Here is a 24,389-nt window from a genome sequence, read left to right as displayed (position 1 = left end):
TTTTAAATTTATATTGGAATTAAAATCTGCTAAATCAAAAAAAATCTGCGAGAATTTTTAAAAAAGGTTAATTGTCCACAAAGTGATGTAACTGGAAAAATTTTGAACACGTTATATTAAAATTAAACTTAATCATGAATAAAGGATAATCAAAAAATAAATAAACAGTTCAAATATTCATATTAATTTTGTAAACTTTTGCCTCGAATTTTTTCTGGGATTTATGGTAAAAAGAAATCTAAACCTTTTGAGTTTAGATTTTTTTGTTTTAAAAACTTAAATATTTAGTTGAAAATGTTATTCTCCAAAGCATATTTTACAACACCTACCGAATTTTTCACATTCAGTTTTAAAAGAATTCTTTTTCTGTGAGTTTCCACAGTATTAATGCTGATAAAAAGTCCTTCGCTGATATCTTTGCTGCTCAATCCGTCGCAGATCAATTTCAAAATTTCCATTTCGCGTTTGGTTAAAGGATCTTTAATGTGAGAATTTTGTTTTTCCTGCTCATGACTGATATAGTTAATCATCATTTGTTTCGCATATTCACAAATGTATATTTCATTTAAAAGTAGCGATTGAATTGATTTCAAAAATTCATCATAAGAACTGTTTTTGTCGAGATAACTTTTAATGCCTTTATTAAAAAGCTTTCTGATTGTTGCCACATCAAAAGAATTTCCGATGATAATAATCTTGATATTTTTGTTCTCAGCGAGAATTTTTTCTACAGAAGAATACATTTCGGTAAGAACCAAAATACCGGAGCTAATCATTAAAAATTCAGGAGGATCGTTTTTGATGTGCTCAGATAGATTTTCGTACGAATTAAAAATTTCAATTGAGCTAAAAATTTTGTCTTGAACAAGTAGTTTTGATAAACCTTCTGCATATAACAGTGGCTCATCAAAGATGGTTAATTTAGGCTTCATCAGGTTTAGTTTTCAGTATATAAATATAGGAAAAAATATCGAATTTTAGACTAAATATTCTGTTTAATCGTGGTTTTAACCAAAATAATCCATGTTTTAATGAAAAAACAATAATTCTAAAATTTTTATATCACTTTTTATTGAATATTATCTTTTAGATGTGTTTTATAAATTGTTAAATGGCCTTATAATAGAGGGTTAACAAAGATTTGAAATAATTTTTCAAGAAATTTATTACGCAAGTAGGGAATTGCACTTTTCGTTTGAATATTTATAGTTTTCAAATAAAAATATTCGTATCTAAAGTTAGATACGAATAAATAAAAGAAATAAAAGTATTCTAAATTTTAACACTAAAAAGACGATTCTTTCTAAATTTTCAGATTTAAATCTTAATTATTTCTAAAATATAACCATTTTACATAAAAAAAGCCTCCAAATCTGGAGGCTGTAAAATGTTTTTTTAATTAGAATATCCACTCAATTCTTCTTTTTTAGAATTGTAGATTTTGTATTCTAAATACTTGAAAGAATCCCTTGGAATAATGGTTACCCACTTTTTATACTTCAAAAACCATTTCATCTGTATGCTTTTGATTCCTTTGGTAAGGAAAGCTTCTACGAAAGGATGTACATGCAGGTAAAGTTTTCCTTTATCACCTTTTTGCATAATGGTTCTGATGGTGTCTTCCATTTTCTCAACAACGACTATTGGAGCTACAATTTCTCCGTCTTTGTTGGGGTTTTCTTCTTTTGTGTCGATCTGTTTTTCCGGACGGTTTCTCTGTCTTGTGATTTGTATCAAACCAAATTTACTTGGTGGTAAAATCTTGTGACGGGCTTTATCTCGGCTCATTTCGGTTCTGAAATGTTCGTACAAATCTTTTCTGTGATCGGGGTTGGTCATGTCGATAAAATCTACAACAATGATTCCGCCCATATCGCGAAGACGCAATTGTCTTGCTATTTCTGTAGCTGCCATTTTGTTCACATTCAAAGCGTGTTCTTTATTGGCAGTGTTTCCGGTGGTAATGTTATTACCGGAGTTAACGTCGATTACGTGAAGTGCTTCTGTATGTTCTATCACCAGATAAGCACCTTTTGAACTTGGAATATTTACATGTTTTCCGAAGCTTTGTTTAAGCTGTTTCTCAACATTATAATATTCGAGAAGAGGAATGTGGGAGTCATAAAACTGAACAATATTTTTACGTTCCGGAGCTATAACTTCCAGATAATTTTTCATTTCGTCTACCATTTGCTCATCATCGCAAAAGACATTTACAAAATCCTGATTGAAGTTATCTCTCAAAATAGACGATGCTTTATCGTCTTCACTTAGGACTTTAGAAGGTACTTTATTTTTTTGAATATTCTTAAAAGTATTCTCCCATTTTTGAATCAACTGATTGATATCATTATGAAGATCAGCTACTTTCTTGCCTTCTGCCACTGTTCTGATGATGACGCCGAAACCTTCCGGTTTTATGCTGTCAATCAATGTGCGAAGTCTTACTTTTTCTTCAGAACTGCTTATTTTTTTTGATATGGATACTTTGTTATCGAAAGGTATCAAAACCAAAAAACGCCCTGTTAAAGAAATTTGAGTAGAAATTCTCGGTCCTTTTGTGGAGATTGGCTCCTTAGTAATTTGTAATAAAACGATATCATCTTTGACGATGATCTTATCTACGGTTCCGTTTTTGTCGATTTCAGGCTGAATTTCAAAATTTTTCAGACCTGAAGATGTTTGTTTATTGGAAACCGAATCTTTTAAAAATTTTCGGTAAGTAAGATATTGCGGTCCCAAATCCTGATAATGCAGAAAGGCATCTTTATCGTAACCGATATTTACAAATGCTGCATTAAGATTGGGAGCAAGTTTTTTTACTTTTCCTATAAACAAATCACCGACTACAAAATCATTTTTGTCTTCTTCCTCATGAAGTTCACATAGTCTACCGTCTTCCAGTAAAGCAATCTTTGTGAGATCACCTTCGTGTGAAACTATTAGTTCTTTCTTCATTTTTAAAATTAAAGATAAAAAGATTGATGATGAAATTTGAGAGTGTGATTGCTCATAATTCTCAAATTCTTACTTGTTTACATAACAAAATATAGTCGGTGAGTATTAAAAAATTTAAAAATCACCAACTATATTATATATTAAAAATCCCGAAGGAGATTATTTTTTCTTATGTCTGTTCGCTCTTCTTCTCTTCTTTCTTTTGTGTGTTGCAACCTTGTGTCTTTTTCTTTTCTTTCCGCTTGGCATAATGTTAAATTTTTAGTAACTAGTTAATATTAATTAATTTCTCTTTATTTTACTGCAACTTTAGTTTTTACTTTCTCCACAAAAGATTTTGATGGCTTGAAAGCAGGAATATTGTGTGCAGGAATTTCTATTGCAGTGTTCTTAGAGATGTTTCTTCCCGTTTTTGCTGCTCTTGTTTTTACGATGAAAGATCCAAAACCTCTTAGATAAACGTTATCTCCATTGTACATAGAAGTTCTGATCTCCTGCATAAAAGCTTCTACAACTTTCTGTGTTTCATTCTTTTCGGTCCCCAATTTATTTGAGATGGTGTTTACCAATTCTGCCTTTGTCATTTCCTTTGTAAATTTTAAATTTTAGGTGTGCAAATTTAGTAAAAAAAAAGGAATAGTAGCGAATTCACACAAAAAATATTTTGCATAAACTACTGAGAATTTTATGTTTAGTATAAAGTGCCGCTAAAATGACGTGATTTTTACATGCTGGAATTGTAATATCCGTTTTCTACACAGAACCGAATGAGATGCAGTTTTGTTTTCAAACCAAGCTTTTCGGTAAGTCTGTTGATGTACGTATCGATGGTACGTGTGCTTAGATTAAGCTTTTCTCCAATTTCCTTATTACTGAATCCTTCGTAGCAAAATTTCATCAGTTGAATCTCAGTTGGGGACAATTCTTCCTGACTTTTTTTCTGTCGGTTCATATATTCCTGAACCGCTAAAGGTTGCTGTTGCCACGATATATAATAAGAGTCGTAATCGAAATCTTTTGATGAAATCTGTCCTTTTACAATATCTTTTATGGTATTGCTGTTTTTTTGACAGTAATAAATGTTGGGGATTTTAGATAAAATCTCTGCAATATCTTCCTGATAAGTCCCGGAATAGGTAATAATAGGCGTTTCCTGATTGTTTTTACGGATAAATTTTATGGCTTCAATTCCGCTGAGAACCGGCATAAATAATTCGATAATAAAAACATCTTCCTGTCTTCTGTAAATTCGGTTGATGAGCTCATGACCGTTGTTGCAGTCATTGAGGAGCATATTGAAAGGATTTTCCAAAAGCGTTTTGATCATTATTTTTTTAAAATAAAAATCGCTGTCGGCAATAGAAAACCGTACCATATTGGTAAGTAGTTTACTCATTCTATTTTCATGATTTGGTGGTGCAGAATAAAATTCCGTTGTCTAAAATATGAAAATCTTTCGGATCTGGAAATTAAACTTTACATTAAAAAATTGTAAATAGTATTGTATGCATTGAATTTAATTTTGTGCATAATTCTTTTTTTAGTATTTTCACATTCCAAACCAAATCACGAACATGTCTTCTAACAGAGAAAAAAAACTAAACAGATCTGATGTCAGATCAGGTATTTGGAAATTTATATTTTCATTTATCATTCTGTCTGGTATTTCTTTTACCAGCGTCTACTTCTTTTTTAAGAGTTATGATACTCAGCTCAAAGGCATCGACAAAGAAGTTGCCCAATACCGCGATTTGCTGAATCGTGATAACCTTTTGCATACTCAAGTCGACAGTATTTATGCAAGAATGGAACTTTTGGATTCCGATAAAGCTTACAATGATAATTATCTGCGGACTTATATTTTGGATAACGTTCGTGAAGCTCAGCAAATTATGGGAGCAGATAGCGCCGATAATTTTAAGCATTATGCTGTATTAATGCAGAAAATCAAGCCTATGCTTAATCTTAAAAGTCAAATAATCACCGTTTCTTTTAAGCAGCAGATTGCCATTCGAAATGTTCAGGAATGTCAGGGAAAATCTAATCAGATTAATAGTAAGATGATGATAGATCCTACCAGAAAATTTACAGGACGAAGAAGATAATTCAATTTAAAGTTTAGAAATTATGCAGGGACAGATCACATTATCAAAAAAAGAAAAGCAATATCAGTTTTTTTATCTCATATTAATGCTTGTTTTCGCATTAATCTTTTTAGGAATTATTTTTCTTAAAAGTTTTGCATCTCCTTTCTCAGAAGCAGATACCAATGCATTGCAGATTTTAGAGCAGAAAGTTAAGTTTGATCAGCAACAAAAAATTGGTTTGAAATTAATTGATACAGCTGCGGCTCGAGTGAACAGATTATCTGTAGAAATACAGCAACCTGTAGAAAGAAATGACGCAGAATATGCGATACAGGATCTCGCCAATACTTTTCAGAATGTTGTGGTAAATGATCCCAGAAAATCTGCTTTTCCTCAAATCGGGAAGTTTTTCAAAATGAATATGATAGACAAAGACCGGATCATGAAAATGAACGAAAACACGAAAACCTTTGAAAAACAATATGAAGAATGTCAATTGGGATATAAAGAAAAAAGTCAGACTCTTCGTGATCGGAACAACTCTTTAAACCCGAGATAACATCAAAAAATACAAAACACATCACAAAAATTTACTATGAACTATTTTCAAAAGAACAGGAAAAACATCATCATCGGTGTAATTGCCACATTGCTTATTGCCGCACTGGTCGCATTGTGGCTTCAAAAAAAGGTCATCCATTCGGCAGATGATATTGAAGGAGTGGTTTTCCCGTCTTCGCTTTCAACTGGTGATACTTTGTCGTTTCAGGATAAAACTGAATTTGCTAAATTCAAAAAATGGGATTTTGGAGACGGACAAACTTCAGATAAAAGTAAAGGAATTCATTTTTACAGTAAGCCAGGTTATTATAATGTAACCTTGATTATTGATAATAAATATTCTAAATCTTTCCCGATTATGGTTTCCGCAAGAGGAATTCCAAAACCTAAAGACAGTGCCGCTGTAGCTACTAAAATTGATGCGCCAACTCAGGTAATGCAGTATGAAAATGTACAGTTTCGTGCACTTTCCGATGCTACCAATTTTACATGGAGATTCGGAGAAACAGGAAAAATCGATTCTAAAGACAAACTGGCGATTTATTCGTTTCAAAAACCGGGAAATTATGTGGTTACACTCTATACAGATAAAGATTTAGAGCCAATTCAGCACAATATTTTGGTGAATCCGGCATATAATTCAATGCAGGATGAAGAACCGACTTTGGATGAAATGTATGCAAAAAAGGATAACGATTTTAAATATCATTTACAAAAAATTGCAAATGGTAACAGTTTTAATGAGCATTACAACTATCTTCTGAGAACTTATTTGTGTAATAACGAAAATACAATCGTAAAAGTTGCGGACAGTAAAGTGAACAATTTTTATCTGTATTGTGCAGGTCTTCAGTTTGATAAAAATATAGTGATACAGACTGTAAAATTAAATTATGATGACGGGATGACTTGTGTAACCAAAGTCGATATCAACCAAAGCAAATAACAAAATAGTCCGTTTTTCGGGCATCACACCAATTTATAAAGAAAATTAAGATGAAAAATAAATTTCCTCTAGCGGCTTATTATGTGGGGCTTTCTGTTTTGCTGACGAGTTGTCAGGTAAAGCTGCCTTCTAAGAAAACTCCTGAGCCACAACAATATGGGCAGATTGATAATGCTTCTGTAATTAATGGTTTTCCTAAAAAATCAGCTCCTTGGATTGCTATTTCAGATCGATCAAGAAATACGGCTTATCTTGACAAAAATGACGAAAAATCTTATAAAGAAGTTAAGTTTTTAGAGCCTTTAATGGTTTTAAAACACCGCGACGGAATGGTAAAGGTTGCAGAATATATTCCTGATGCTTTAATGAAAAAAGTTTCGTCAAAACAGATAAAAACATACGGCTGGATTCCCGAATCTGATCTTCTGCTTTGGAGTAATTCTTTAAAAAGCGAAAAAACAGGTTTTCCGGTAAAAGTTGCGGTGGTTCCAAACAATCCGGATGTTATCAAAAGTGCTGAAAGGTATTATAAAAACGATTCCATTATGGTTTTTAACTCTCCAAGTCTTATTGAGGCTGCGAATGTTAAAATTCCGAATGGTCAAATGGTTTATGTCTACAAACAGGCAGAAAATAACAAACGTTTTCTAGTCGGAAAAAAACCAACCATTGATATGGACAGCATCAATACAGGTTTGTACGGATGGGTAAACTCTAATGTAATTTCAGCTTGGGGAGAACGTTCTGCCGTAAAGATGAAAAATACAACGGGTATTAAAGAAACAACTTTAGGAATCCATGAAGGTGCACCGGGTGGAGCAGATGCGGATATTCGTACTGCTGTTTTGTTGACGGATGTCAATAAACGACCGCCGCTTGAAAATATTTTCCCTGTAACGCTTCCTTTAAACGAAGAAGCAAAACCTGATACCAGAACAAAATATTTTACAAACGTTTTAGATTACAGTAAAAACTTTGTAAAAAATGTATTGGGAGAGCCTATTGTTTTTGACCGTTATAAAGAAATAATTGATAGAAATAAAAACGCAAATATTGTTTTTGTTTTGGATGTAAGTGCTTCAAATACGCCTTATATTCCAATTGTAGGTTCGCTTTTACAGGATCTTCAGTTGAAATTTGAAAAGCCATCTTACTTTAATTCAATTAAATATGGTGTGGTTCTTTATAAAAATAATTCTTGCGGAGAAAATGTTGCTCCATCACCTTTAAGTAAGGATTACAATAAAGTGATGAGTTTTATTGAGCAAAAAACCAATGAAATGAATTGTCCTAGTAATGTTGGAAATCAGCCTTTAAATGAAGGTTTAATTGCTGCCGGAAATTTACTTTCAAATGTTCCCGATGAAACCAATATTGTAATTACGATCGGAACTTCTGCCAACCGAAGCGGTAATATGTCCAGCGTTATTGGTTCGTTAACTCAAGCTCAGGCAAAGCTGATTATGTTCCAGACCAATGCCCGTTCATCCGACACTTACAACGATTTTGTTTTAATGTCTGAAAATATTGTCACCAACACGGCTAAAAATGTTGCTGAATTAAAAAAACAAAAAATTATCAAACAAAGCGATGTTTTAACAAAGAATAATTTTAATCTTATCGAAGGTGATGCAGGTTTCTTTTCACTAGATTTTCCTAAGCAGAGTATGGCTCAAGGATTTGTTATTTTTCCTAAAAAAGGAGATATCACTGCTCCCGGACTTCTTGTGAAATCTGTTGATAGTCTTATTGCTCAGGTTTCTTTCGATAATGAAATGATAGATAAATCTTTGAATGAGCGTTTCCATTCTTCGGTTGGAGCAGGAAAAACAGAAGTTGATTTTAAATATAAATATCTTTATCCGGGGTTAACAAATCCGGTTCCTGCAGGAATTGCTGCTCAATTGATTAACTACGGAAATCCGTTTTTAGCAAAAGGGTATATTCCAAAAGAATTAATGGATTATAAAACAGGAATGGAAAAAGGGATTCTTATTTCTGAAACCGAATATGATCAGTTGAAAGCTTTCTATTCTGAAGTTTATGCAAATACAGGTGCTGCAAGAACAGACTTTAAGCAGGGGAGAGCGGTAAGAGAATATATTAAATTATTAAAAAAATACAATCCGACGTTGAAGTTCTTAGACAAAGGAGAGTTATATAAGCAGCCAATGTCTTATGCGGTAGGTGTAAGTACAGGTTTTGATAATTCTGAAGAAGAGAAAATGTCTAAATTTATGCTGAAAGGCTGGACGAAATCTAATATTATCACCAACGAAGAAGCAAAAAGTTACTTTAAATATTATAAAGAACTTGCAGATAGGATGCTTACTTACAGAAATAATCCGGCTGTAAAAATTAAACATAACGGGCAAGAATTTTACTGGCTAAACGAATATTTTATGCCGACAATGCTTCCAGTGGAGGAACCGGAATATACTCAACATTAATTAGTTATGACATAATAAAAAAAACGGAAAATTAATTTCCGTTTTTTTTATGTTAAGTTACTTTTTGCTATCTTTGAGTACCAAATATCACAAAATATGTCTACTCAATCATCATCTCATGATGGGAAACACTTCGTTGTTCAAAAAGGAACATGCAAGTGTGATCAAGGAGATCAGTTTCCCAAGCATATTGTCAGTGCGCATAATAAACATTATTGGAATGATTCTGTAGGTAATGCAGATTATTTAGCTGTTACTGAAGACGATCTTCAGTTCAATCCTTCAGGTCCGAGTTTTGGAAAATGTAAATTAAAACCCAGCTCGGGTGGTTATCTTCCATGCGCTTATGCTCCTGCTGGAAAATGGCAGAAAACTTACGAAAAAGTGATGATAATGGGGAAGAAAACGGTGACTGAAGTTTCAGAACTTCAATGTACAACAGGCGGGAAAATCACAATTAAAGATCACGGACAACGTGGTGAAATGAGTAAAAAAAATGTAAAAAATGCTGATGCAAAAGTAATCAGACATATCAATCCTTTGGTGGATGTGAATGACTTTCAGGAAAGAATAATGGAAAGCGAAATCGACGCTTATTAACAATTAAATTTTCTGAAATGTCAAAAAAAGGAGTTTCAAAAATATCAGGAAATGCTTCTCCGAAAGTAGGTGAAGCAACGACTTATACTATTGATGATTGGTATCTTTCAACACCTCAAAGTCAAAGAAATCCTGCTGGAGTTACTTGGGAATTGTTTAAAAAAAGGCCGAACGGAAGATTTACAACAACAAATATTAAAAAAATAGGCGACAGTAATTTTACTTTTGGTGAAGTTTCACAAAAACATACGTATCGTCTGGAAGCTTATCTTTATGAGCCGGAAGGAAGTGGTAATTCAACAATAGAAATTACTCCTCAACCTGCTGCAATTCCAAAAATTGAAAAAGTGGAATTGCAATATGTGGATGATTCACCGGGAACCGTTTTTAGTTTTACCGAAAAAATGAGAGCTCGTGCTCAATGTGTCAATTTAAATGGTGAAAAATTAAAGTTTACGCTTTGGGAAGATGATGAAGCTGGCGAAGGTCATGATGCAAAAAATCTTTTAATAGAAACTAAAGAAGCGAGAGTAGATCAAACCGGAGTTGCAGTTGCAGAATTTATGTTGACAAGAGCGCTAATGCAAAAAGCTATGCAAGGTGAAGCTGATGCAAAACAATTAGAATTTTATGTCACTGTAGAATATTTTTCGCATACTAAACATGCAACGGATAATTACAAATTAGATAATCCTTTGTATGCTCCAACTCCTGCTGAAAGACCACAACCAAGACCGGAACAGCCGACTAATAATTCTCCGACACCATCAACACCCGCAGAAACTCCATCAAATAATACAACGCCAAGAGCGGAAAACTCTCCAGCTGCAGAAAAACCGGCATCACAAATGGAAGAAAGAGGAGTTCCTGAACAAAATAGCAATCAATCAGGAGAATTACATGATTATCAAGAAACTCAAGGTACGATTGAGGCTGAGCAACCACCAACTCCGCAAACCAATGAAGGAAAAACGGTAAGCGTAGTTCAGGATTCTTCCGTTGAAGAATTATTGGATGCTTATTTTGCCAAAAAAGAATTTAAAAAACTCACGGGAGAAGCAGATGGAAATCATGTTTATACTTTTGGAGGAAGAAAAGCTAATAATCAAACTGCAACGGCAGCTCAAAAAAATGGTGTAGCCAAAACGATTTTAGGAAAAGTACAGGAAACATTAAAAACAAATAAAAAATATACAACTCAGGAAGCAATTATTGCAGCACTTACCGCAAATGAATACGGAACCGATACGCAAAGTGATAAAACGGTAACTTTTCAAACATTCAAACTGGGAGAAGAGTTTACAAGAGTTAATAACGCTCCTTTAGATACAAAATTATATTTGGTTGCAAAAACCGCTGGTTCAGGTTTAAGTGACAAACAAGCTACAATTATCATTAAAGAAAAAGATGGCTTAATTAAAGGTTCTGCAGATGCTGTTTTACCAATTTTGGAAATTACGGAAGAACAAATGAATCAGGCTACTCCATCTACAGGAGAAGTTCCGGGAACTGAAAAATCTGAATTTACAGGAACGATTGAAAATGGAATGGTTAAAATTCCTGTTCATCTAAGACCGAAATCTAATGATGATTTAAAAATTTGGCGAGACAAAGTTTCCAAAGGTAAAGAAGACGGGGACTATACTTATAAATTCGGAGGTGAAAATAAAGTGACTGATGATGCTTCTAAAAAAACAGTTGCAGAAGCTGTTCTTAGATATGCAAAAAGCGGAAATGCAAATAATGAAAAAATTGCTGATGGTAAGAATGCGTATGTTGATGATATCATCAAAGTTTTAGAAATAAAAAATTATCAGAAAGACGACACGATAACCTTCAAGTTGTATAAAAAAATGCCTGAATTGCTTTATCTTCAGGTAAAAGCTCAAGGTGAAAAAGCCCATGACAAAAACTTTTTAAAAGCAGACGGTTCATATTTTGAAGTTGCAAAAAAATGTCCACGTTGTGGTGTTTTAACAATGGAAGAGCTTTCTGAAATATTTACTGGAGCTACAGAAGAGAAAAAGACTCAGTTGATGAATGCTTTCAACGGAGCAAATACAAAATTTGGTCTTGATACTTGCAGGCAAAAGGCTCAGTTTTTTGCTCAGGTTCTACAGGAAGTTGGTGAATCGATCAATGTGCGCAACGGGGAAAGTCTGGATTATGCAGCTGAAAAACTTCCGGAGCATTTTTCCAGATTTACGACTACAGGAAGATTGAACGGGCCACCAAACAATCTCGCTTTTCAATACGGAAGAAGTGCGCAGAATGGCTATAGATCAAACCCTGAAATGATTGCCAATATTGCTTATGCCAATAGGGAAGGAAACGGAGATGCAGCAAGTGGAGACGGCTGGAAATACAGAGGACGAGGAATTATTCAGATCACATTTAAAAATAAATATGATAAAATAAATGCACGAATAGACAGTGATTATCCTGAATTTGGAATTGATATCGATGCCAATAATATCAATAATCTTAATGAAGGTACGGTTGCGAGTATGGCATATTGGGAAGAATACGGTTGTCAGACTCATGCCAATAAAGGGGTTGAGCGACCGCATTTTGATGCCATCGTAGATATTGTAAACAGTAGTACACCTACACGTGAAAGCAGATGGCAGAATTTGCAGAAAACAGTTGTTACTTTTAAAGTAAGCGAATGTAGTGGTGAAGAATCTGCAGGATGGCATGAACCGGTAGCTAATCCAATGTCGACTTTATATATGCAAAGTGGCGGTGGCGGTATTGGTAGTATCGGAGAAAACTGGGGACTTTTCGGAACTACAAGAAATGGAGGAACGCATCAAGGGCTCGATCTTTTCTCAGAGTTAGGTGAAGATGTTTTTGCCTGTACAAATGGTGTGGTTCATAAAGCACAATGGCATGGAGGATATGGTAATACCGTGACTATAAAAATCACCGATAAAGAAGCTTTCAAAAATCATAAACGTGAATATGCACTTTTACATTCTGCCCGTGGAGAAATTTCTCAGGGACCTTCTTTTGATAAAGAGCAGGATGTATTTTTGTTTTATGCTCATCTTAATGAAGTGTTGGTTTCTGTAGGAGATGAGGTAGAATCTGGTGCCGTAATTGCAAAAACAGGGGTTTCTGGCGTTGTAGGAGGAACCTGTGCTCCGCATTTGCATTTTGAGATTTTTACGACAATTTATGCTGTCGGTCAAGGCTTAAATTACAGATGTAATCCAGGATATTATGTACATTTTAAAGGGCCTTCTGATCAGTCTGAAGCTGAAATTCAGAAACAGAAAACCAGAGCAGAAGCAGGTAGAGTTATTAATGTTCAAGGAGGATAAAATATGAAAACAAAATTTTTAATATTATTTTCGTTCATTTTCGTTTTCTTTTCATGCAAAGGAAATGATGGAAAGGCTGTAAATAAAACTGATGCAAAAAGTCAGGAAGCCGTAAAAGAAGATTACAGCAATTATAAAGAAATTCAATTTAATGTAAAATCTGATTATAAAGACAATTCTAAAAAAAATCTTGAGATTTCTTTTGCTGATTTTCTGTTCAAAATTCAGTTTGTAGATGAAAGAGCGTATTTGAAAGCGAGCTTTAAAAACAAAACGATTAAAGATTTTCAGCAGGTAGTGTATAATTTTACGTACGATTCAGATTATTTTGGTGCTGAGAAAAGAGTGAAAATCATTTACAACGGAAAAGATGGTTATCTGTTTTTACCGGGTTACACCGAAGAATTTCAAAATTTCACTGTTTATAAGTTTAATGATCAGGATTTTAAATTTAATCAGGCTTTATCTCTAAATACGCACAATTGTAAAAATGGAGAAATCTTTTTGGATAATAAAAATGAAAGTTTTTACATGGTTGACAAAGCTTCCAAAACGAAATGTGTTTTTTCTAAAGAAAATGCTTATCCGGTCGCTACAAAAGAAGTTCAGCAAGATTTGTTACAACTTAAGCAAAGTGAAAGTAAGAGTAGTGGAAGCAGTTTAAATGAATTTTTGACGGATTTAAATAAAGACGGAAAAAAAGATAAAATTTCTGTTTACAAAAATGATACGGCTAAAGATGACTTCGATAAAACTCATTTTGGGTTACCTTTGAAAGTGATGTTGTCTTCAAAAAATGGCTCAATTGAAAAATCAAATAATAATCTGGTTTTTTCTAATAATTCAAATTGCATTTCTGAAGGTTTTTCAACGGTGGCGACAAAAGATAACTACTTCACCATCGAACAGCAAACCTGTTTTGACTATAATATTTTAGTGGAGTCCTACATCACTTTTAAGGTTGAAGGAAATGAAATTTATTTGCATAAATACGGAGAAACGTATTTCGATAAAGCCAATCACGAAAGAAAAATTCCAGACAAAACCTGGACTGTAAAAGATTTTGGTAAAATTAAATTTGAAAACGTTAACGAAAATTTTTTACTAAAATTAAGAAGCAAATAATTTATTTAAAACAATAACCAAACAAAAACAATTTCGAAGAACAAAGAGAAATCTATGATGGTTCATTTCATACTTCCAGGAGATACGCTGCAAAAAATTGCCGAAGAAATTCAGCTTGAAAATCCTGTTTATCTTAAAGAATTTCACAACAATCACTGTGTAAAAGAAGATTTTATTACGGAAAATTTGGTTCCCGGAAAAAAGCTTCTGTTGCCAAATATTGTTGAGATTAAAGCATTTAATGCTAAAAATGATGCACCATTCAAAAGTCCTGATGTCAATCCGAAAATAGAGTTTAATCCAATTAATTTTAATCAGAACTTTAAAGTTGTTTTTACAGAATCAAAAAATGATGAAGGAAAAATCAGTGAAAATCGTTTTTCGTATGTCGCAAATTTGAAATGGATAAAAAATGAGTTTAATGAGCACCTTTTTCATTTCACGAAAGACAAATTTTCCAATCTTCATGATACGAAAATGGAATTTATGGCAATCGAAACGTTTAAATCTTTACTTCCAATTGAAGTGTATGTAAATTCTAAAGGAGAAATTTTACGAACAGCTTTAACGAAGCAAACTTTGAATAATTTTAATGAAATCAAAGAAAAGCTTCTTGATTTATTTCCCGACAAATATGCAGAAATCTATCTTGAAGAATTTGAATATGTTGTTTTGAATCCCGAGGTTTTCGATAAAAAAATGAAAGAAGACTGGTTTCTGAAAATGTATTTTTCTTCATTCAGAAATCCTTTTAAAAACGGAAAATCTTTTTTTGAAATCTATTTAAATCAATCTTCAGTACAGCTTCAGCAAATCGTAGAAAAATCTGAAAATTCAGATGAAATTTCACTAAATCAATTTTTGAGCGATCAAAAAGAAAAAGACTTTAGATTTAACGGAAATCTTAGCATCTCTAAAGAAAACGGAATGATAAAAAAAATGAATGCTTTTAACTCCTATAAAGAATATTCCGTTGAATATTCCACAAATTTATCTGTAAGTGAAGTTTTGTAATGGTTTGTTTAATAGGTATTTGTGGCTAATCGTAGTTTTACGACATCAAATCGTAGAATTACTACAAATTTTAAAATAATGAATCAAAAATGTGAAAAATAATTGTCTTGGTTTTATCTTTGAAGTATAAAAATTACAAAATATTAACGAATAAAATTTACAAATCATGGCAGCAAATTCAAGAGGAATTTTAAAATTCAACGGCAGCGAAGGACAGAAATTGTTAAAGCTGAATTACAGTGTTTCAAGATCTACAGACGTTTCAGGTAGAGTTGCTTCAGACCCGTCAAATGCAATTATCAAATTGACAATCGAGGCAACAGAAAAATCTGACATCCTGGAAACTCTTCTGAACGGAAAATATAAGCCGACTTCAGGCGAAGTTACCTTCAATAAATCTCATGAAGAAGGAACATTGATCACTTTAAACTGGGAAAACGGTTACGTTATTCAGCACGAAGTAGATTTCGACGCAGTAGACGAAAATTCAATGTTAATCAGTTTCGTAGTGAGTGCAGAAAAAATCAATTACGGTAATTCGGCGTACGAAGGAGTTTGGCCGGTTTAATTCAAAACATACCTTTTCAGTATTAATATATACAAAGTCAAAGACCGTCTCAAAAAGGCGGTCTTTTCTAATGATTTTTCTCGAAAATAATAAAAAACGTTCTAAAAAAATCTGTGTAATCTACTAAATCTGCGAGAGAATAAATTTATTTTTTTGGCAGACATTTCCGTCTTCCGCTCCCAATCTTTTTTGCCATAGCTTTCCCATTTCAAAAAAAGGATTTCCGCTCAAGCCGGGCTGCAATTTTCACATAAATTTAAAATTTCACATCGTAAAAAAGGCCGTCTCAAAATTTGAAACAGCCTTTTTTATTTATTCCTAAAAATTATTTCACAACAAATTTCAGACTCGATTCATCAAGTTTTAAAACATAAACACCCTGCAAAAGATTATTAATTCTAATTGATTTTCCATTTTTAAAAGGATTGTTGATAGTTTGCATTACTTTCCCTTGAAGATTTACAATTTCCGCTTTTTTAATGTTTATAATTTCACCTTTTACAAAAATTTCATGATTGGAAATTGGGTTTGGGTAAATCTGCAGTTCTTTTGGCTGAGAAACCGAATTTGTTTGAGTCTGTCTTGCAGAAGTGCCATTACAAGTCCAGCTTAGATTATCAATCGCAACTCTGTTGCTCGAAGAATTATTAACCAAAGTCACGACAACATTTCCTGAAACGTTGATGTTGTTAATCGTAGTTGTCGTTGCAGTTGTGCTGTAAGGAACAGTTCCCACTGTTACACCATTTACCTGAACATTAAAAGTACCATCACTTCCACTGAATTTGAGTTGCGTTGTTACCGTTAAAGATCCGATTCCATTCGCAGAACTGCTTGATTTTAATGATCCGTCTCTTACTGTAATCGCTTTATTTGAAATAGTCTGGTCAGTTCTGGAATCTGTTGCAGTCCAAGTAATTCCGTTGCTTGTCCATGTTTTTGTAGAGTATGATGATGAACTTGCTGATGGAACTGTTTCAAAAGTTTCATTCACGCAACCTGTAGGATTCGGATTGGTTGTTCCCGCATTTGTTGTCGCTGAAACTGTCGAACTGTTTACTGATGCATTTCCTGCTGCATCTTTTGCTTTCACATAGAAAGTGTAGGTTGTAGAAGGATTTAATCCGGTAACTGTCGTTGAAGTCGAATTTACGTTTGTTTTCAAACTTCCATTCATATAAACATCGTAAGAAGTTACTGCTACGTTGTCTGTTGCAGCATTCCAAACAAGAGAAACAGTGTTGGTTGTTTTTCCGGAAACAGTTAAATTAGTTACAATTGTCGGAGCTTGCGTATCGCTTGTTGGAGCTTGTCCACCCCAAATTTGATTCACATAACTTGGGTTGTCAATAAACGGATTTCTATTTCCCTGAAAAGTATAAGAAGCATTATTTCTGTTGATTTCAGCCTGAGAAACCGGATCTTGATTATGCCAAGCTAAAAGTACGTTCAGTTCCCAGGTTTGAAGTCCCGGAAATGCCGAACTTCCGATCATATTTCCTGTAGAAAACGTTGAAAGTTTAGTTTGATATCTCGTCACAAAATAAAAAACCATTCTCGCTACATCGCCTTTAAATTCGTCAATTGGCTCAAAAACCGTCCCCGAAAACCCTGATGAAGAAGAGCTTCCGACTTTAGAGCCATTTAAAGAAGTGAAACTTGCGTTTCCCACTTTCCCGAAAGGATAACTAGAACGCATTCCGTTTACTTTTCCGTCTGTAGCTCGGATAAAATGAATATCATTTTTCATCGGAGAAGCTTCGTTGAATAAACTTTGTGGAACAATATGTTCACGGTTGTAGCAGTTTCCTTCTTTAGAATAAGTTCCGCATTGATTGCTTCCCGGAGTAAATTTGTAAGGATCTGTAGAAGTAGGTCTTTCGGAATAAATGTCTAAAATCGAACCGTCATTTTCGTAGTTTTTATCAATATCGGTTGTTTTATAGGCAGTCCAAAGTCCATTGTAGCCCTTATCCTGATGTCCGCTTGTAATAATGTTACTTAAAGCAGTTTTAAGTGGTGCTCCGGATAATCCGTTTGCTGAATTGTAATATCCTGCAGGAGCCTGTGCAAAACCTAACTGCGAGAATATCAGGCATAAAAATAGTTTTTTCATAATAATATAATGTTTGGTAAGATTATAATAATTTGGTGAATGTAAAATTACATTATTATTAAGATTTATACTGATTTGTATTAAATTTTGTATGTTAAGTGTTGTTTTTATTGTTTCTTTTTGAATCAATTAATTATTTGATCATAATGAAAATTTATTATTGTTTACTAAGCGGAAGTTAATTTATTAATGGTTTATAATTGATAAATATCATTAAAAATTATGAAATTCTAAAAATTAGATTACTTAGTTTTGTGAAACTATTTTTATTTAGAATGATTAAAAATTTATCAATTAAAACAGGAATTGCTATCCTATGTTTTGGAAGCTTTAGCATGAGTAAAGCACAATGTAATCCGTTATCAGAATTTTCTGAAAACTTCGATACTTTGTCATGTTGTAATATGGGAGTTGTACCGTCGTGTTGGAACAGTATTTTGACTGCAGGTGGTGGAAACCAGATAATTTCAAGCACTTCTCCGGCGTCAAGTCCGAGTAATGTTTATCAGACAGGGTATAACAAAGTGTCAATTGTAATTATGCCTCCACTTACAAATATCAATGCAGGAACTCATCATTTCAAATTTAAAGCGAGAGTTAATTCTGGTCCAGGACTTTTAGATTTTGGTTATATTACGGATATAAATGATGCTTCAACTTTTGTTGTTTTGCAATCGATTACAATTATAAACGGGACTTACGATAATACTTCAGAAAGAGTTTTAGATGTTCCTACGACTGTTCCTGCAACTGCAAGATTAGCAATCAGAAATCCTGGAACAACTTGGGCTGGACATTATTGGGATGATGCAGTTTGGGAATCAAAATCTGCTTTATCAACGAACGATTTAAAATTGAAACATTTTAAAATCCATCCAAATCCTTTTGCTGATATAATTACTATTTCAGAATCTAATGAAATTCAAAGCTTAAAAATTACAGATGTTTCAGGAAGATTAATCAAAACCATAGAAAAGCCTTCTTCAAAAATCAACTTAAATTATTTGAAATCTGGGGCTTACTTTATTACCATTCAACAAAAAGACGGAAAATTACAAACCTATAAAACAATCAAAGAATAAATTATTTTTAACAGTCTTATTTTTAACGTAATCAAAAAGTCAACACAAATTTTGTGTTGACTTTGATATAATTTAAGTTAAAAATTTTATTTTTTCATTCCCGGAGGATAGTTTGCCATAATTTCGGCTACAATTTGAGGAATTTGTTTTTGTTTAGCTTTTGGTCGGTCTACAGAAATTCCGCTTCCGATTCCCTGCCAAACTAACTTTTGACTTTTCGCATCAACCATATCTACGATAATTGCGCCTTCGTTATAATTACTAGACCATGTTCTGTTCATTCCGATTCCCCATCCGAAACCGCCTCCCCATCCCCACATTCCGCCAGGATTTGAAGTGGTAATGTCGGTAACTTTTTTGTGATTTGCTTTTACGTTAACAATTAAATCAGGATTTTCACCAGATTGAAGTCCTTTCATTTGTAATTGCTTAGACAATTCATTCAAAACTCTGTCTTTATCGATGTCATTTAATTTTAAATCGTCGATTCTGATTTTATATGTTTTGTAAGAAGTGAAAGTTGCAGTTTCAGCGTAATCTGAACGTACTTTAAAAGGGCTGCAAGATGACAAACCTAAACTTGCCGCTAGCAAAATAAAAATATATTTCTTCATTTTATTTATCTTTTTTATTGGTTTTTATAAATGTGTCAGTCTTTTTATCATATCCGTAAGGACAGTGTTTGCAACCACTTTTACAGCAATGTCCACGTTTAAGATGGAATTTTTCGGTAAAAACTTTGTAACCTTGCTCATTGAAGTAAAAGTCTTCACCTTCTTTGATTTCAAAAAGAGCCATAAGTTAAATCAAAACTTTTATATTTGTTATTATGATAATTGTGTGCCAAAAGCTCCTCAAAAATACAAAAATAAACGGCATTACGCTCTATCCTTTTATTTTCATCAAAAATCCTGAAGATAAGAAGAATAGAGTCTTGATTAATCATGAAAAAATTCATATCAGACAACAATTAGAGTTACTGATAATTTTCTTTTATATTCTTTATATTGCTGAATATTATTATCATCTTTTTAAGCTGAAAAATCCTTATCAAGCCTACAAATCAATTTCTTTCGAACGAGAAGCTTATGCGATGGAACACGATTTAAATTATCTTAAAAAAAGAAAATTCTTGGCATTCCGAAATTTCATGAGATAGAAATTAAAATATTATTAAAATAATTGAAAACCTTAATTTTGCAACATATTTTCAGCCTATAATGTTAAAAATTCCATCAGAAAAAATTCCGATTCAGGAAATTCCGATTCAAAAAAATGTAAGACTCTTCATCAAAAGAGAAGATTTAGTACATCCACAAATTTCAGGAAATAAATATTGGAAACTTTTTTATAATATTAATAATTATTTAGAAACCAAACCTGAAAATCCTTTAATAATTACATTTGGCGGAGCTTTTTCTAATCATATTTCGGCAGTTTCGGCGACAGGGAATTTAGCTCAAGTGAAAACTTTAGGAATTATTCGAGGAGAAGAACTTGAAAAAAAATGGACGCATAATCCGACTTTAGTTTTTGCCAAAAGAAACGGAATGAATTTAAAATTTGTTACCCGTGAAGAATACCGTCACAAAGAGAAATTAACCGAGTTTTTACAACATGAATTTCCAGAAGCTTTGATTATTCCCGAAGGAGGAACGAATGACAATGCAGTTCAGGGTGTAAAAATGATGCTGAATAACGATACAAAAGATTTTGATTATCTTTGCACAGCAGTTGGAAGCGGAGGAACTTTAGCGGGAATTTCGGAGTTTTGTGAAGATAATCAGAAAGTTATAGGTTTTAAAGTAGTTGATGATTCTTCTTTGGAAAGAAAAATTTCAGAATTAACCTCGAAAAGAAATTTTCATCTAACCGATGCTGCTTTTGGCGGTTATGGTAAAATAAATGACGAAAATATCCGTTTTATCAATGATTTTAAAATGAAGTTTGATATTCCTTTAGAACCGATCTATACAGGAAAAATGATGCAGAAAGTTTTTGAAATGATTGAAGCCAATTATTTTCCTGAGGGAAGCAAAATATTATGTTTTCACACAGGAGGTTTGCAGGGAATAGAAGGAGCCAATATGCTTTTAGAAAAGCAGAACAGAAATTTAATACTATAAAAATAAAAAGTAAAAAACACTTACTCAAATTATTTGATGGGTGTTTACTTATTCAAAAAAATCAAAACATGAAAAGACTTTTCTTACTAATTAGCCTTTTAGTTTTATCAAAATTCTCAGCTCAGACTTGGGCTACAGAAGATCAGTACATCCAAAAATTTGCGCAATATGCTGTTGAAGAAATGGAAAAATACAAAATTCCGGCTTCAATTACGCTTGCACAAGGACTTTTGGAAACAGGTGGTGGACAAAGCCGTCTAGCTCAGGAAGGGAAAAATCATTTTGGCATAAAATGTAAAGAAGACTGGACTGGAAAAACAATGAAGCACACCGATGATGCTCCCAATGAGTGTTTCCGAGTGTATGACGATCCGAAACAATCTTACGAAGATCACTCGATATTTTTGGCAACCAGAAAATATTACACCAAACTTTTTGACCTTGATATGAAAGATTATAAAGCTTGGGCGCATGGTTTGAAAAAAGCAGGTTATGCTACAAACCCTCGTTATGCATCAATTCTTATTGGAAAAATCGAAAGATATAAATTGTATGAATTTGATGAGGTTGATTCTAAAGAAGTTCTATATGCTATTCTGAAAAAATATCCTGATTTGAAAGACGACCGTACTTTCATGGCAAGAATGGAACCGGCAAAAGCAACAAAAAAAACTACAACGCCTGTCACGGTAAAAGTTCCTTACAAAGCGACTTCTTATGCTCAGCAACAGCAGAGAGTTGAGCGAATTAAAACCAAAGCGGAAATTCTTAATTCGATTTTAATTAAAAGTCATCCGAATGGCGGTTTAAAATATATTGTTGTTCCTGAAGATACTGATGTACAATATATTGCTAAAAAATTCAAGATCAGCGAAAGCAAACTGATAAAATGGAATGAACTGGAGGGAACTGCCATTGCAAAAAATGAAGTCATCTTTCTTGAGTCTAAAAATTCCGAAGGTAATACACCAACTTACAAAGCCGAATCTGGTGAGGATATGTATGATATCGCACAGAAATTTGGCATCAAACTTCACAAATTATACGCTAAAAACAGAATGGACGAAGGTCAAAAACCTTTAGCAGGACAGCTGATTTATTTGATTGATAAAAAACCCAGAAATTAATTTGGTTGTCGGTTTTTAGTTGATGGTTGTTGGTTTTTAGCTCACAAATATACTGTCAACCAGAAACCAGAAACCATCAACTATTTAAAATAATGAAATACCAAAGAAGTTCAGCTTTATTTGATGAAGCTTACAAATATATTCCAGGAGGTGTAAATTCTCCGGTTCGTGCCTTTAAATCGGTGGGTGGAGTTCCCGTTTTTATGAAATCGGCGAAAGGAGCTTATCTTACCGATGCAGATGATAATACGTATGTAGATTACATCAATTCTTGGGGACCTGCAATTTTGGGACATACGCATCCCGAAGTTTTGGAAGAATTAAAAATTCAGGCAGAAAAAGGCTTCTCTTTTGGCGCACCAACTGAATTGGAAACTGAAATCGCAAGATTCATTACCGAAAACGTTCCGAATATCGACCAGATCAGAATGGTTTCTTCAGGAACAGAAGCGTGTATGAGTGCAATCAGATTGGCAAGAGGTTTTACGGGAAGAGATAAATTTATAAAATTTGAAGGTTGTTATCATGGCCATTCAGACTCGTTTTTGATTAAAGCGGGAAGCGGTGCTGCAACTTTTGGAAATCCAAATTCTCCTGGAGTAACTCAGGGAACGGCAAAAGATACTTTATTGGCAAGATATAATGACTTTGAGCAGGTTGAAGATTTGTTCAGACATAATCAAGGCAAAATCGCTGCCGTAATTATCGAGCCTGTTGCCGGAAATATGGGTTGCGTTCTTCCAGAAAATGAATTTCTTCAAAAACTAAGAAAAATCTGTGACGAAAACGGAGCTTTATTGATTTTCGATGAAGTGATGACCGGTTTCAGATTGGCTTTTGGTGGAGCTCAGGAATTGTATAATGTGAAAGCAGATTTGGTAACTTACGGAAAAGTAATCGGGGGCGGACTTCCGGTTGGTGCTTTTGCCGGAAGAAACGAAATTATGGATCATTTGGCTCCAAAAGGCGGAGTTTATCAGGCAGGAACGTTGAGTGGAAATCCTTTGGCAATGAGAGCGGGTTTAAAAACTTTGCAAATTATTAAAAACGACCCTGAATTTTTCAACAGATTAGCAAAAACTACAGAAACTTTAGACTTTGAAATCGGGAAAATTTTAAGTGAAAAAGGAATTGCTCACAGAATTAACAGAAAAGGATCGATGATGTCGGTTTTCTTTCACATCAATGCAGTTTCCAATTTTGATGAGGCGCAGAATGCTAATCATTCACTGTTTAATAATTTCTTTCATCAAATGCTAACAAACGGAATTTACCTTCCGCCAAGTGGGTATGAAACCTATTTCATCAGTGATGCCATTAAAGATAAAGAAATCGATATGACTTTAGAAGCGGTAAGAAAATTTCAGTATTCTTAAAGTAAACAAGAAAAATATATAGAAAAGGATGAGGTTTAGATTTCATCCTTTTTTGTTTTAAAAACTTTTTGATAATTATTTTAATTTTTGTTATCCGGAAAACGAAAAAATCTTCCGCAAGGTGCGAGAAGGTTTCTCTGCCTCCGGAAAGTCTCCTGCAATGTGCAGGGAACTTTCCCGGTTACCGGAAAGCTTCTTTCAGGGGTGCAACAACATTTCCCTGCTTCCGGAAAGTCTCCTGCATCCTGCAGCAGACTTTCCGGAAGCAGTAGAAAACTATTTACTACCTTCTGATTTGTTTTTCCAGAATTCTACCTGTTCTTTCAGTTCTTTTATGCGTTCTTCGTATTGCTCGATAAGTTTTTCAGACAGATTATTTATAGTGTTTATAGTCCCTACAAATTGGAAAGCCATTCCTCCTTTTTGATCAGTATTTTCCTGTTCTAAATTATTAGTTTCATCAGTAAGAAAATCTTCGGGCTTTACTTCAAAGATCTCACTTAGCTTTTCGATATGGGCAGCCCATGAATGGCTTTCTCCGTTTTCTATTCTTGCGTATGCAGATTGCGAAATATGCATCTTTTCTGCCATATCATCCTGAGAAAATCCTTTTGCCTTTCTCAGTCTTTTTATTTTTTCTGCTACGTTATTCGTCATTATGATTGTATTATTTTCAAGCAAATATAAAGATAAATTCGCTTACAATATCTTACCCGAAAAGCGGGTAATTTTATGCGAAAACAGGTTTTGAGCAAAATAATATTTGTCACATATTTGTAGAGTTACAAAAAAATTATATTTTTAACCTTTAAAATTCACAAATGATTTATGAAGAAAAATCTATTTCTCAGGCTTTGCCTGATCCTTTTGGTCGCCTTTACTGCTTATTCCTGCAGAACCGAAGACTTACACAACGAAGAAGCGCAA

23 protein-coding genes are annotated in these 24,389 nt (G+C 33.5%); 15 read left to right on the top strand and 8 right to left on the bottom strand.

All coding sequences use genetic code 11. From position 1 onward, the window contains the following. Positions 1-284: 284 nt before the first annotated feature. From OF897_RS19000 to OF897_RS18985, 4 genes are all read right to left on the bottom strand, one after another. A complete protein-coding gene (locus OF897_RS19000; RefSeq protein ID WP_267267247.1) occupies positions 285-932 on the bottom strand; it encodes a response regulator transcription factor in 648 nt (215 codons plus the stop codon). Between the two features lie 463 nt (positions 933-1,395). Then, positions 1,396-2,958 carry an Rne/Rng family ribonuclease gene (locus OF897_RS18995; RefSeq protein ID WP_267267246.1) on the bottom strand — a complete coding sequence of 521 codons (1,563 nt, stop codon included), beginning with the start codon at positions 2,956-2,958 and terminating at the stop codon, positions 1,396-1,398. A gap of 293 nt (positions 2,959-3,251) precedes the next feature. Beyond that, entirely contained in the window at positions 3,252-3,542 is a 291-nt protein-coding gene (locus OF897_RS18990; RefSeq protein WP_034674127.1) for an HU family DNA-binding protein, read from the bottom strand. A 140-nt stretch (positions 3,543-3,682) separates the two neighbouring features. Beyond that, positions 3,683-4,354 carry a response regulator transcription factor gene (locus OF897_RS18985; protein ID WP_267267245.1) on the bottom strand — a complete coding sequence of 224 codons (672 nt, stop codon included), beginning with the start codon at positions 4,352-4,354 and terminating at the stop codon, positions 3,683-3,685. A gap of 178 nt (positions 4,355-4,532) precedes the next feature. On the opposite strand from OF897_RS18985, the gene tssO (OF897_RS18980) reads away from it, so the two are divergent. The 9 genes from tssO (OF897_RS18980) (at position 4,533) to tssD (ending at position 15,635) form a co-directional block, all read left to right on the top strand. Continuing rightward, a complete protein-coding gene (tssO, locus tag OF897_RS18980; protein WP_267267244.1) occupies positions 4,533-5,063 on the top strand; it encodes a type VI secretion system TssO in 531 nt (176 codons plus the stop codon). A gap of 22 nt (positions 5,064-5,085) precedes the next feature. Further along, positions 5,086-5,604: a type VI secretion system TssO gene (gene tssO / locus OF897_RS18975; RefSeq protein ID WP_267267243.1), complete on the top strand. Its 519-nt coding sequence runs from the start codon at positions 5,086-5,088 to the stop codon at positions 5,602-5,604. A gap of 36 nt (positions 5,605-5,640) precedes the next feature. Then, positions 5,641-6,552, top strand: a complete 912-nt coding sequence (locus OF897_RS18970; protein ID WP_267267242.1) for a PKD domain-containing protein — start codon at positions 5,641-5,643, stop codon at positions 6,550-6,552. Between the two features lie 50 nt (positions 6,553-6,602). Then, the gene (tssR, locus tag OF897_RS18965; RefSeq protein ID WP_267267241.1) at positions 6,603-9,002 is read left to right on the top strand and encodes a type VI secretion system protein TssR domain-containing protein; all 2,400 of its coding nucleotides are present in this window, start codon (positions 6,603-6,605) and stop codon (positions 9,000-9,002) included. 96 nt (positions 9,003-9,098) lie between these two features. Next, complete coding sequence (locus tag OF897_RS18960; protein ID WP_267267240.1) at positions 9,099-9,602, top strand: DUF4280 domain-containing protein; 504 nt, start codon at positions 9,099-9,101, stop codon at positions 9,600-9,602. A gap of 17 nt (positions 9,603-9,619) precedes the next feature. Next, positions 9,620-12,928, top strand: a complete 3,309-nt coding sequence (locus tag OF897_RS18955; protein WP_267267239.1) for a peptidoglycan DD-metalloendopeptidase family protein — start codon at positions 9,620-9,622, stop codon at positions 12,926-12,928. Positions 12,929-12,931: 3 nt separating this feature from the next. Next, a complete protein-coding gene (locus OF897_RS18950) occupies positions 12,932-14,053 on the top strand; it encodes a hypothetical protein (RefSeq protein ID WP_267267238.1) in 1,122 nt (373 codons plus the stop codon). Positions 14,054-14,107: 54 nt separating this feature from the next. Continuing rightward, positions 14,108-15,067: a hypothetical protein gene (locus OF897_RS18945; RefSeq protein WP_267267237.1), complete on the top strand. Its 960-nt coding sequence runs from the start codon at positions 14,108-14,110 to the stop codon at positions 15,065-15,067. 166 nt (positions 15,068-15,233) lie between these two features. Further along, a complete protein-coding gene (gene tssD, locus OF897_RS18940; protein WP_267267236.1) occupies positions 15,234-15,635 on the top strand; it encodes a type VI secretion system tube protein TssD in 402 nt (133 codons plus the stop codon). Between the two features lie 325 nt (positions 15,636-15,960). On the opposite strand, the gene OF897_RS18935 is transcribed toward tssD, so the two are convergent. After that, positions 15,961-17,751: an endonuclease gene (locus OF897_RS18935; protein WP_267267235.1), complete on the bottom strand. Its 1,791-nt coding sequence runs from the start codon at positions 17,749-17,751 to the stop codon at positions 15,961-15,963. A gap of 275 nt (positions 17,752-18,026) precedes the next feature. Between OF897_RS18935 and OF897_RS18930 the strand changes: the two genes are divergently transcribed. After that, complete coding sequence (locus OF897_RS18930; protein WP_267267234.1) at positions 18,027-18,833, top strand: T9SS type A sorting domain-containing protein; 807 nt, start codon at positions 18,027-18,029, stop codon at positions 18,831-18,833. 86 nt (positions 18,834-18,919) lie between these two features. Here the strand turns inward: OF897_RS18930 and OF897_RS18925 are convergent, their stop codons facing one another. Continuing rightward, positions 18,920-19,447: a DUF4136 domain-containing protein gene (locus OF897_RS18925; protein WP_267267233.1), complete on the bottom strand. Its 528-nt coding sequence runs from the start codon at positions 19,445-19,447 to the stop codon at positions 18,920-18,922. Between the two features lies 1 nt (position 19,448). Continuing rightward, the gene (locus tag OF897_RS18920) at positions 19,449-19,631 is read right to left on the bottom strand and encodes a DUF5522 domain-containing protein (RefSeq protein ID WP_267267232.1); all 183 of its coding nucleotides are present in this window, start codon (positions 19,629-19,631) and stop codon (positions 19,449-19,451) included. Between the two features lie 31 nt (positions 19,632-19,662). Between OF897_RS18920 and OF897_RS18915 the strand changes: the two genes are divergently transcribed. The 5 genes from OF897_RS18915 to OF897_RS18895 all read left to right on the top strand — a co-directional run bounded on the left by OF897_RS18915 (position 19,663) and on the right by OF897_RS18895 (position 23,756). Further along, entirely contained in the window at positions 19,663-19,992 is a 330-nt protein-coding gene (locus OF897_RS18915) for a hypothetical protein (RefSeq protein WP_267267231.1), read from the top strand. A 61-nt stretch (positions 19,993-20,053) separates the two neighbouring features. Continuing rightward, the gene (locus OF897_RS18910) at positions 20,054-20,959 is read left to right on the top strand and encodes a 1-aminocyclopropane-1-carboxylate deaminase/D-cysteine desulfhydrase (RefSeq protein WP_267267230.1); all 906 of its coding nucleotides are present in this window, start codon (positions 20,054-20,056) and stop codon (positions 20,957-20,959) included. A gap of 68 nt (positions 20,960-21,027) precedes the next feature. Further along, positions 21,028-22,086: a glucosaminidase domain-containing protein gene (locus OF897_RS18905; RefSeq protein ID WP_267267229.1), complete on the top strand. Its 1,059-nt coding sequence runs from the start codon at positions 21,028-21,030 to the stop codon at positions 22,084-22,086. A 92-nt stretch (positions 22,087-22,178) separates the two neighbouring features. Further along, the gene (hemL, locus tag OF897_RS18900; RefSeq protein ID WP_267267228.1) at positions 22,179-23,462 is read left to right on the top strand and encodes a glutamate-1-semialdehyde 2,1-aminomutase; all 1,284 of its coding nucleotides are present in this window, start codon (positions 22,179-22,181) and stop codon (positions 23,460-23,462) included. A gap of 162 nt (positions 23,463-23,624) precedes the next feature. Further along, positions 23,625-23,756, top strand: a complete 132-nt coding sequence (locus tag OF897_RS18895; protein WP_267267227.1) for a hypothetical protein — start codon at positions 23,625-23,627, stop codon at positions 23,754-23,756. On the opposite strand, the gene OF897_RS18890 is transcribed toward OF897_RS18895, so the two are convergent. Continuing rightward, the gene (locus OF897_RS18890) at positions 23,739-24,119 is read right to left on the bottom strand and encodes a helix-turn-helix domain-containing protein (RefSeq protein WP_267267226.1); all 381 of its coding nucleotides are present in this window, start codon (positions 24,117-24,119) and stop codon (positions 23,739-23,741) included. The genes OF897_RS18895 and OF897_RS18890 overlap by 18 nt on opposite strands. Between the last annotated feature and the right edge of the window lie 270 nt (positions 24,120-24,389).

Origin of the sequence: Chryseobacterium formosum (genome assembly GCF_026460885.1) — a bacterium.
Classification (GTDB): Bacteria; Bacteroidota; Bacteroidia; order Flavobacteriales; family Weeksellaceae; genus Chryseobacterium; species Chryseobacterium formosus.
Note: the sequence above shows the minus strand (reverse complement) of the source record. Positions and strands in the feature narration are given on the sequence as shown.

Coding starts and splice junctions, on each gene's coding strand:
- OF897_RS19000 (WP_267267247.1), bottom strand. CDS start 932: ATGAAGCCTAAATTAACCATCTTTGATGAGCCACTGTTATATGCAGAA.
- OF897_RS18995 (WP_267267246.1), bottom strand. CDS start 2,958: ATGAAGAAAGAACTAATAGTTTCACACGAAGGTGATCTCACAAAGATT.
- OF897_RS18990 (WP_034674127.1), bottom strand. CDS start 3,542: ATGACAAAGGCAGAATTGGTAAACACCATCTCAAATAAATTGGGGACC.
- OF897_RS18985 (WP_267267245.1), bottom strand. CDS start 4,354: ATGAGTAAACTACTTACCAATATGGTACGGTTTTCTATTGCCGACAGC.
- tssO (WP_267267244.1), top strand. CDS start 4,533: ATGTCTTCTAACAGAGAAAAAAAACTAAACAGATCTGATGTCAGATCA.
- tssO (WP_267267243.1), top strand. CDS start 5,086: ATGCAGGGACAGATCACATTATCAAAAAAAGAAAAGCAATATCAGTTT.
- OF897_RS18970 (WP_267267242.1), top strand. CDS start 5,641: ATGAACTATTTTCAAAAGAACAGGAAAAACATCATCATCGGTGTAATT.
- tssR (WP_267267241.1), top strand. CDS start 6,603: ATGAAAAATAAATTTCCTCTAGCGGCTTATTATGTGGGGCTTTCTGTT.
- OF897_RS18960 (WP_267267240.1), top strand. CDS start 9,099: ATGTCTACTCAATCATCATCTCATGATGGGAAACACTTCGTTGTTCAA.
- OF897_RS18955 (WP_267267239.1), top strand. CDS start 9,620: ATGTCAAAAAAAGGAGTTTCAAAAATATCAGGAAATGCTTCTCCGAAA.
- OF897_RS18950 (WP_267267238.1), top strand. CDS start 12,932: ATGAAAACAAAATTTTTAATATTATTTTCGTTCATTTTCGTTTTCTTT.
- OF897_RS18945 (WP_267267237.1), top strand. CDS start 14,108: ATGATGGTTCATTTCATACTTCCAGGAGATACGCTGCAAAAAATTGCC.
- tssD (WP_267267236.1), top strand. CDS start 15,234: ATGGCAGCAAATTCAAGAGGAATTTTAAAATTCAACGGCAGCGAAGGA.
- OF897_RS18935 (WP_267267235.1), bottom strand. CDS start 17,751: ATGAAAAAACTATTTTTATGCCTGATATTCTCGCAGTTAGGTTTTGCA.
- OF897_RS18930 (WP_267267234.1), top strand. CDS start 18,027: ATGATTAAAAATTTATCAATTAAAACAGGAATTGCTATCCTATGTTTT.
- OF897_RS18925 (WP_267267233.1), bottom strand. CDS start 19,447: ATGAAGAAATATATTTTTATTTTGCTAGCGGCAAGTTTAGGTTTGTCA.
- OF897_RS18920 (WP_267267232.1), bottom strand. CDS start 19,631: ATGGCTCTTTTTGAAATCAAAGAAGGTGAAGACTTTTACTTCAATGAG.
- OF897_RS18915 (WP_267267231.1), top strand. CDS start 19,663: ATGATAATTGTGTGCCAAAAGCTCCTCAAAAATACAAAAATAAACGGC.
- OF897_RS18910 (WP_267267230.1), top strand. CDS start 20,054: ATGTTAAAAATTCCATCAGAAAAAATTCCGATTCAGGAAATTCCGATT.
- OF897_RS18905 (WP_267267229.1), top strand. CDS start 21,028: ATGAAAAGACTTTTCTTACTAATTAGCCTTTTAGTTTTATCAAAATTC.
- hemL (WP_267267228.1), top strand. CDS start 22,179: ATGAAATACCAAAGAAGTTCAGCTTTATTTGATGAAGCTTACAAATAT.
- OF897_RS18890 (WP_267267226.1), bottom strand. CDS start 24,119: ATGACGAATAACGTAGCAGAAAAAATAAAAAGACTGAGAAAGGCAAAA.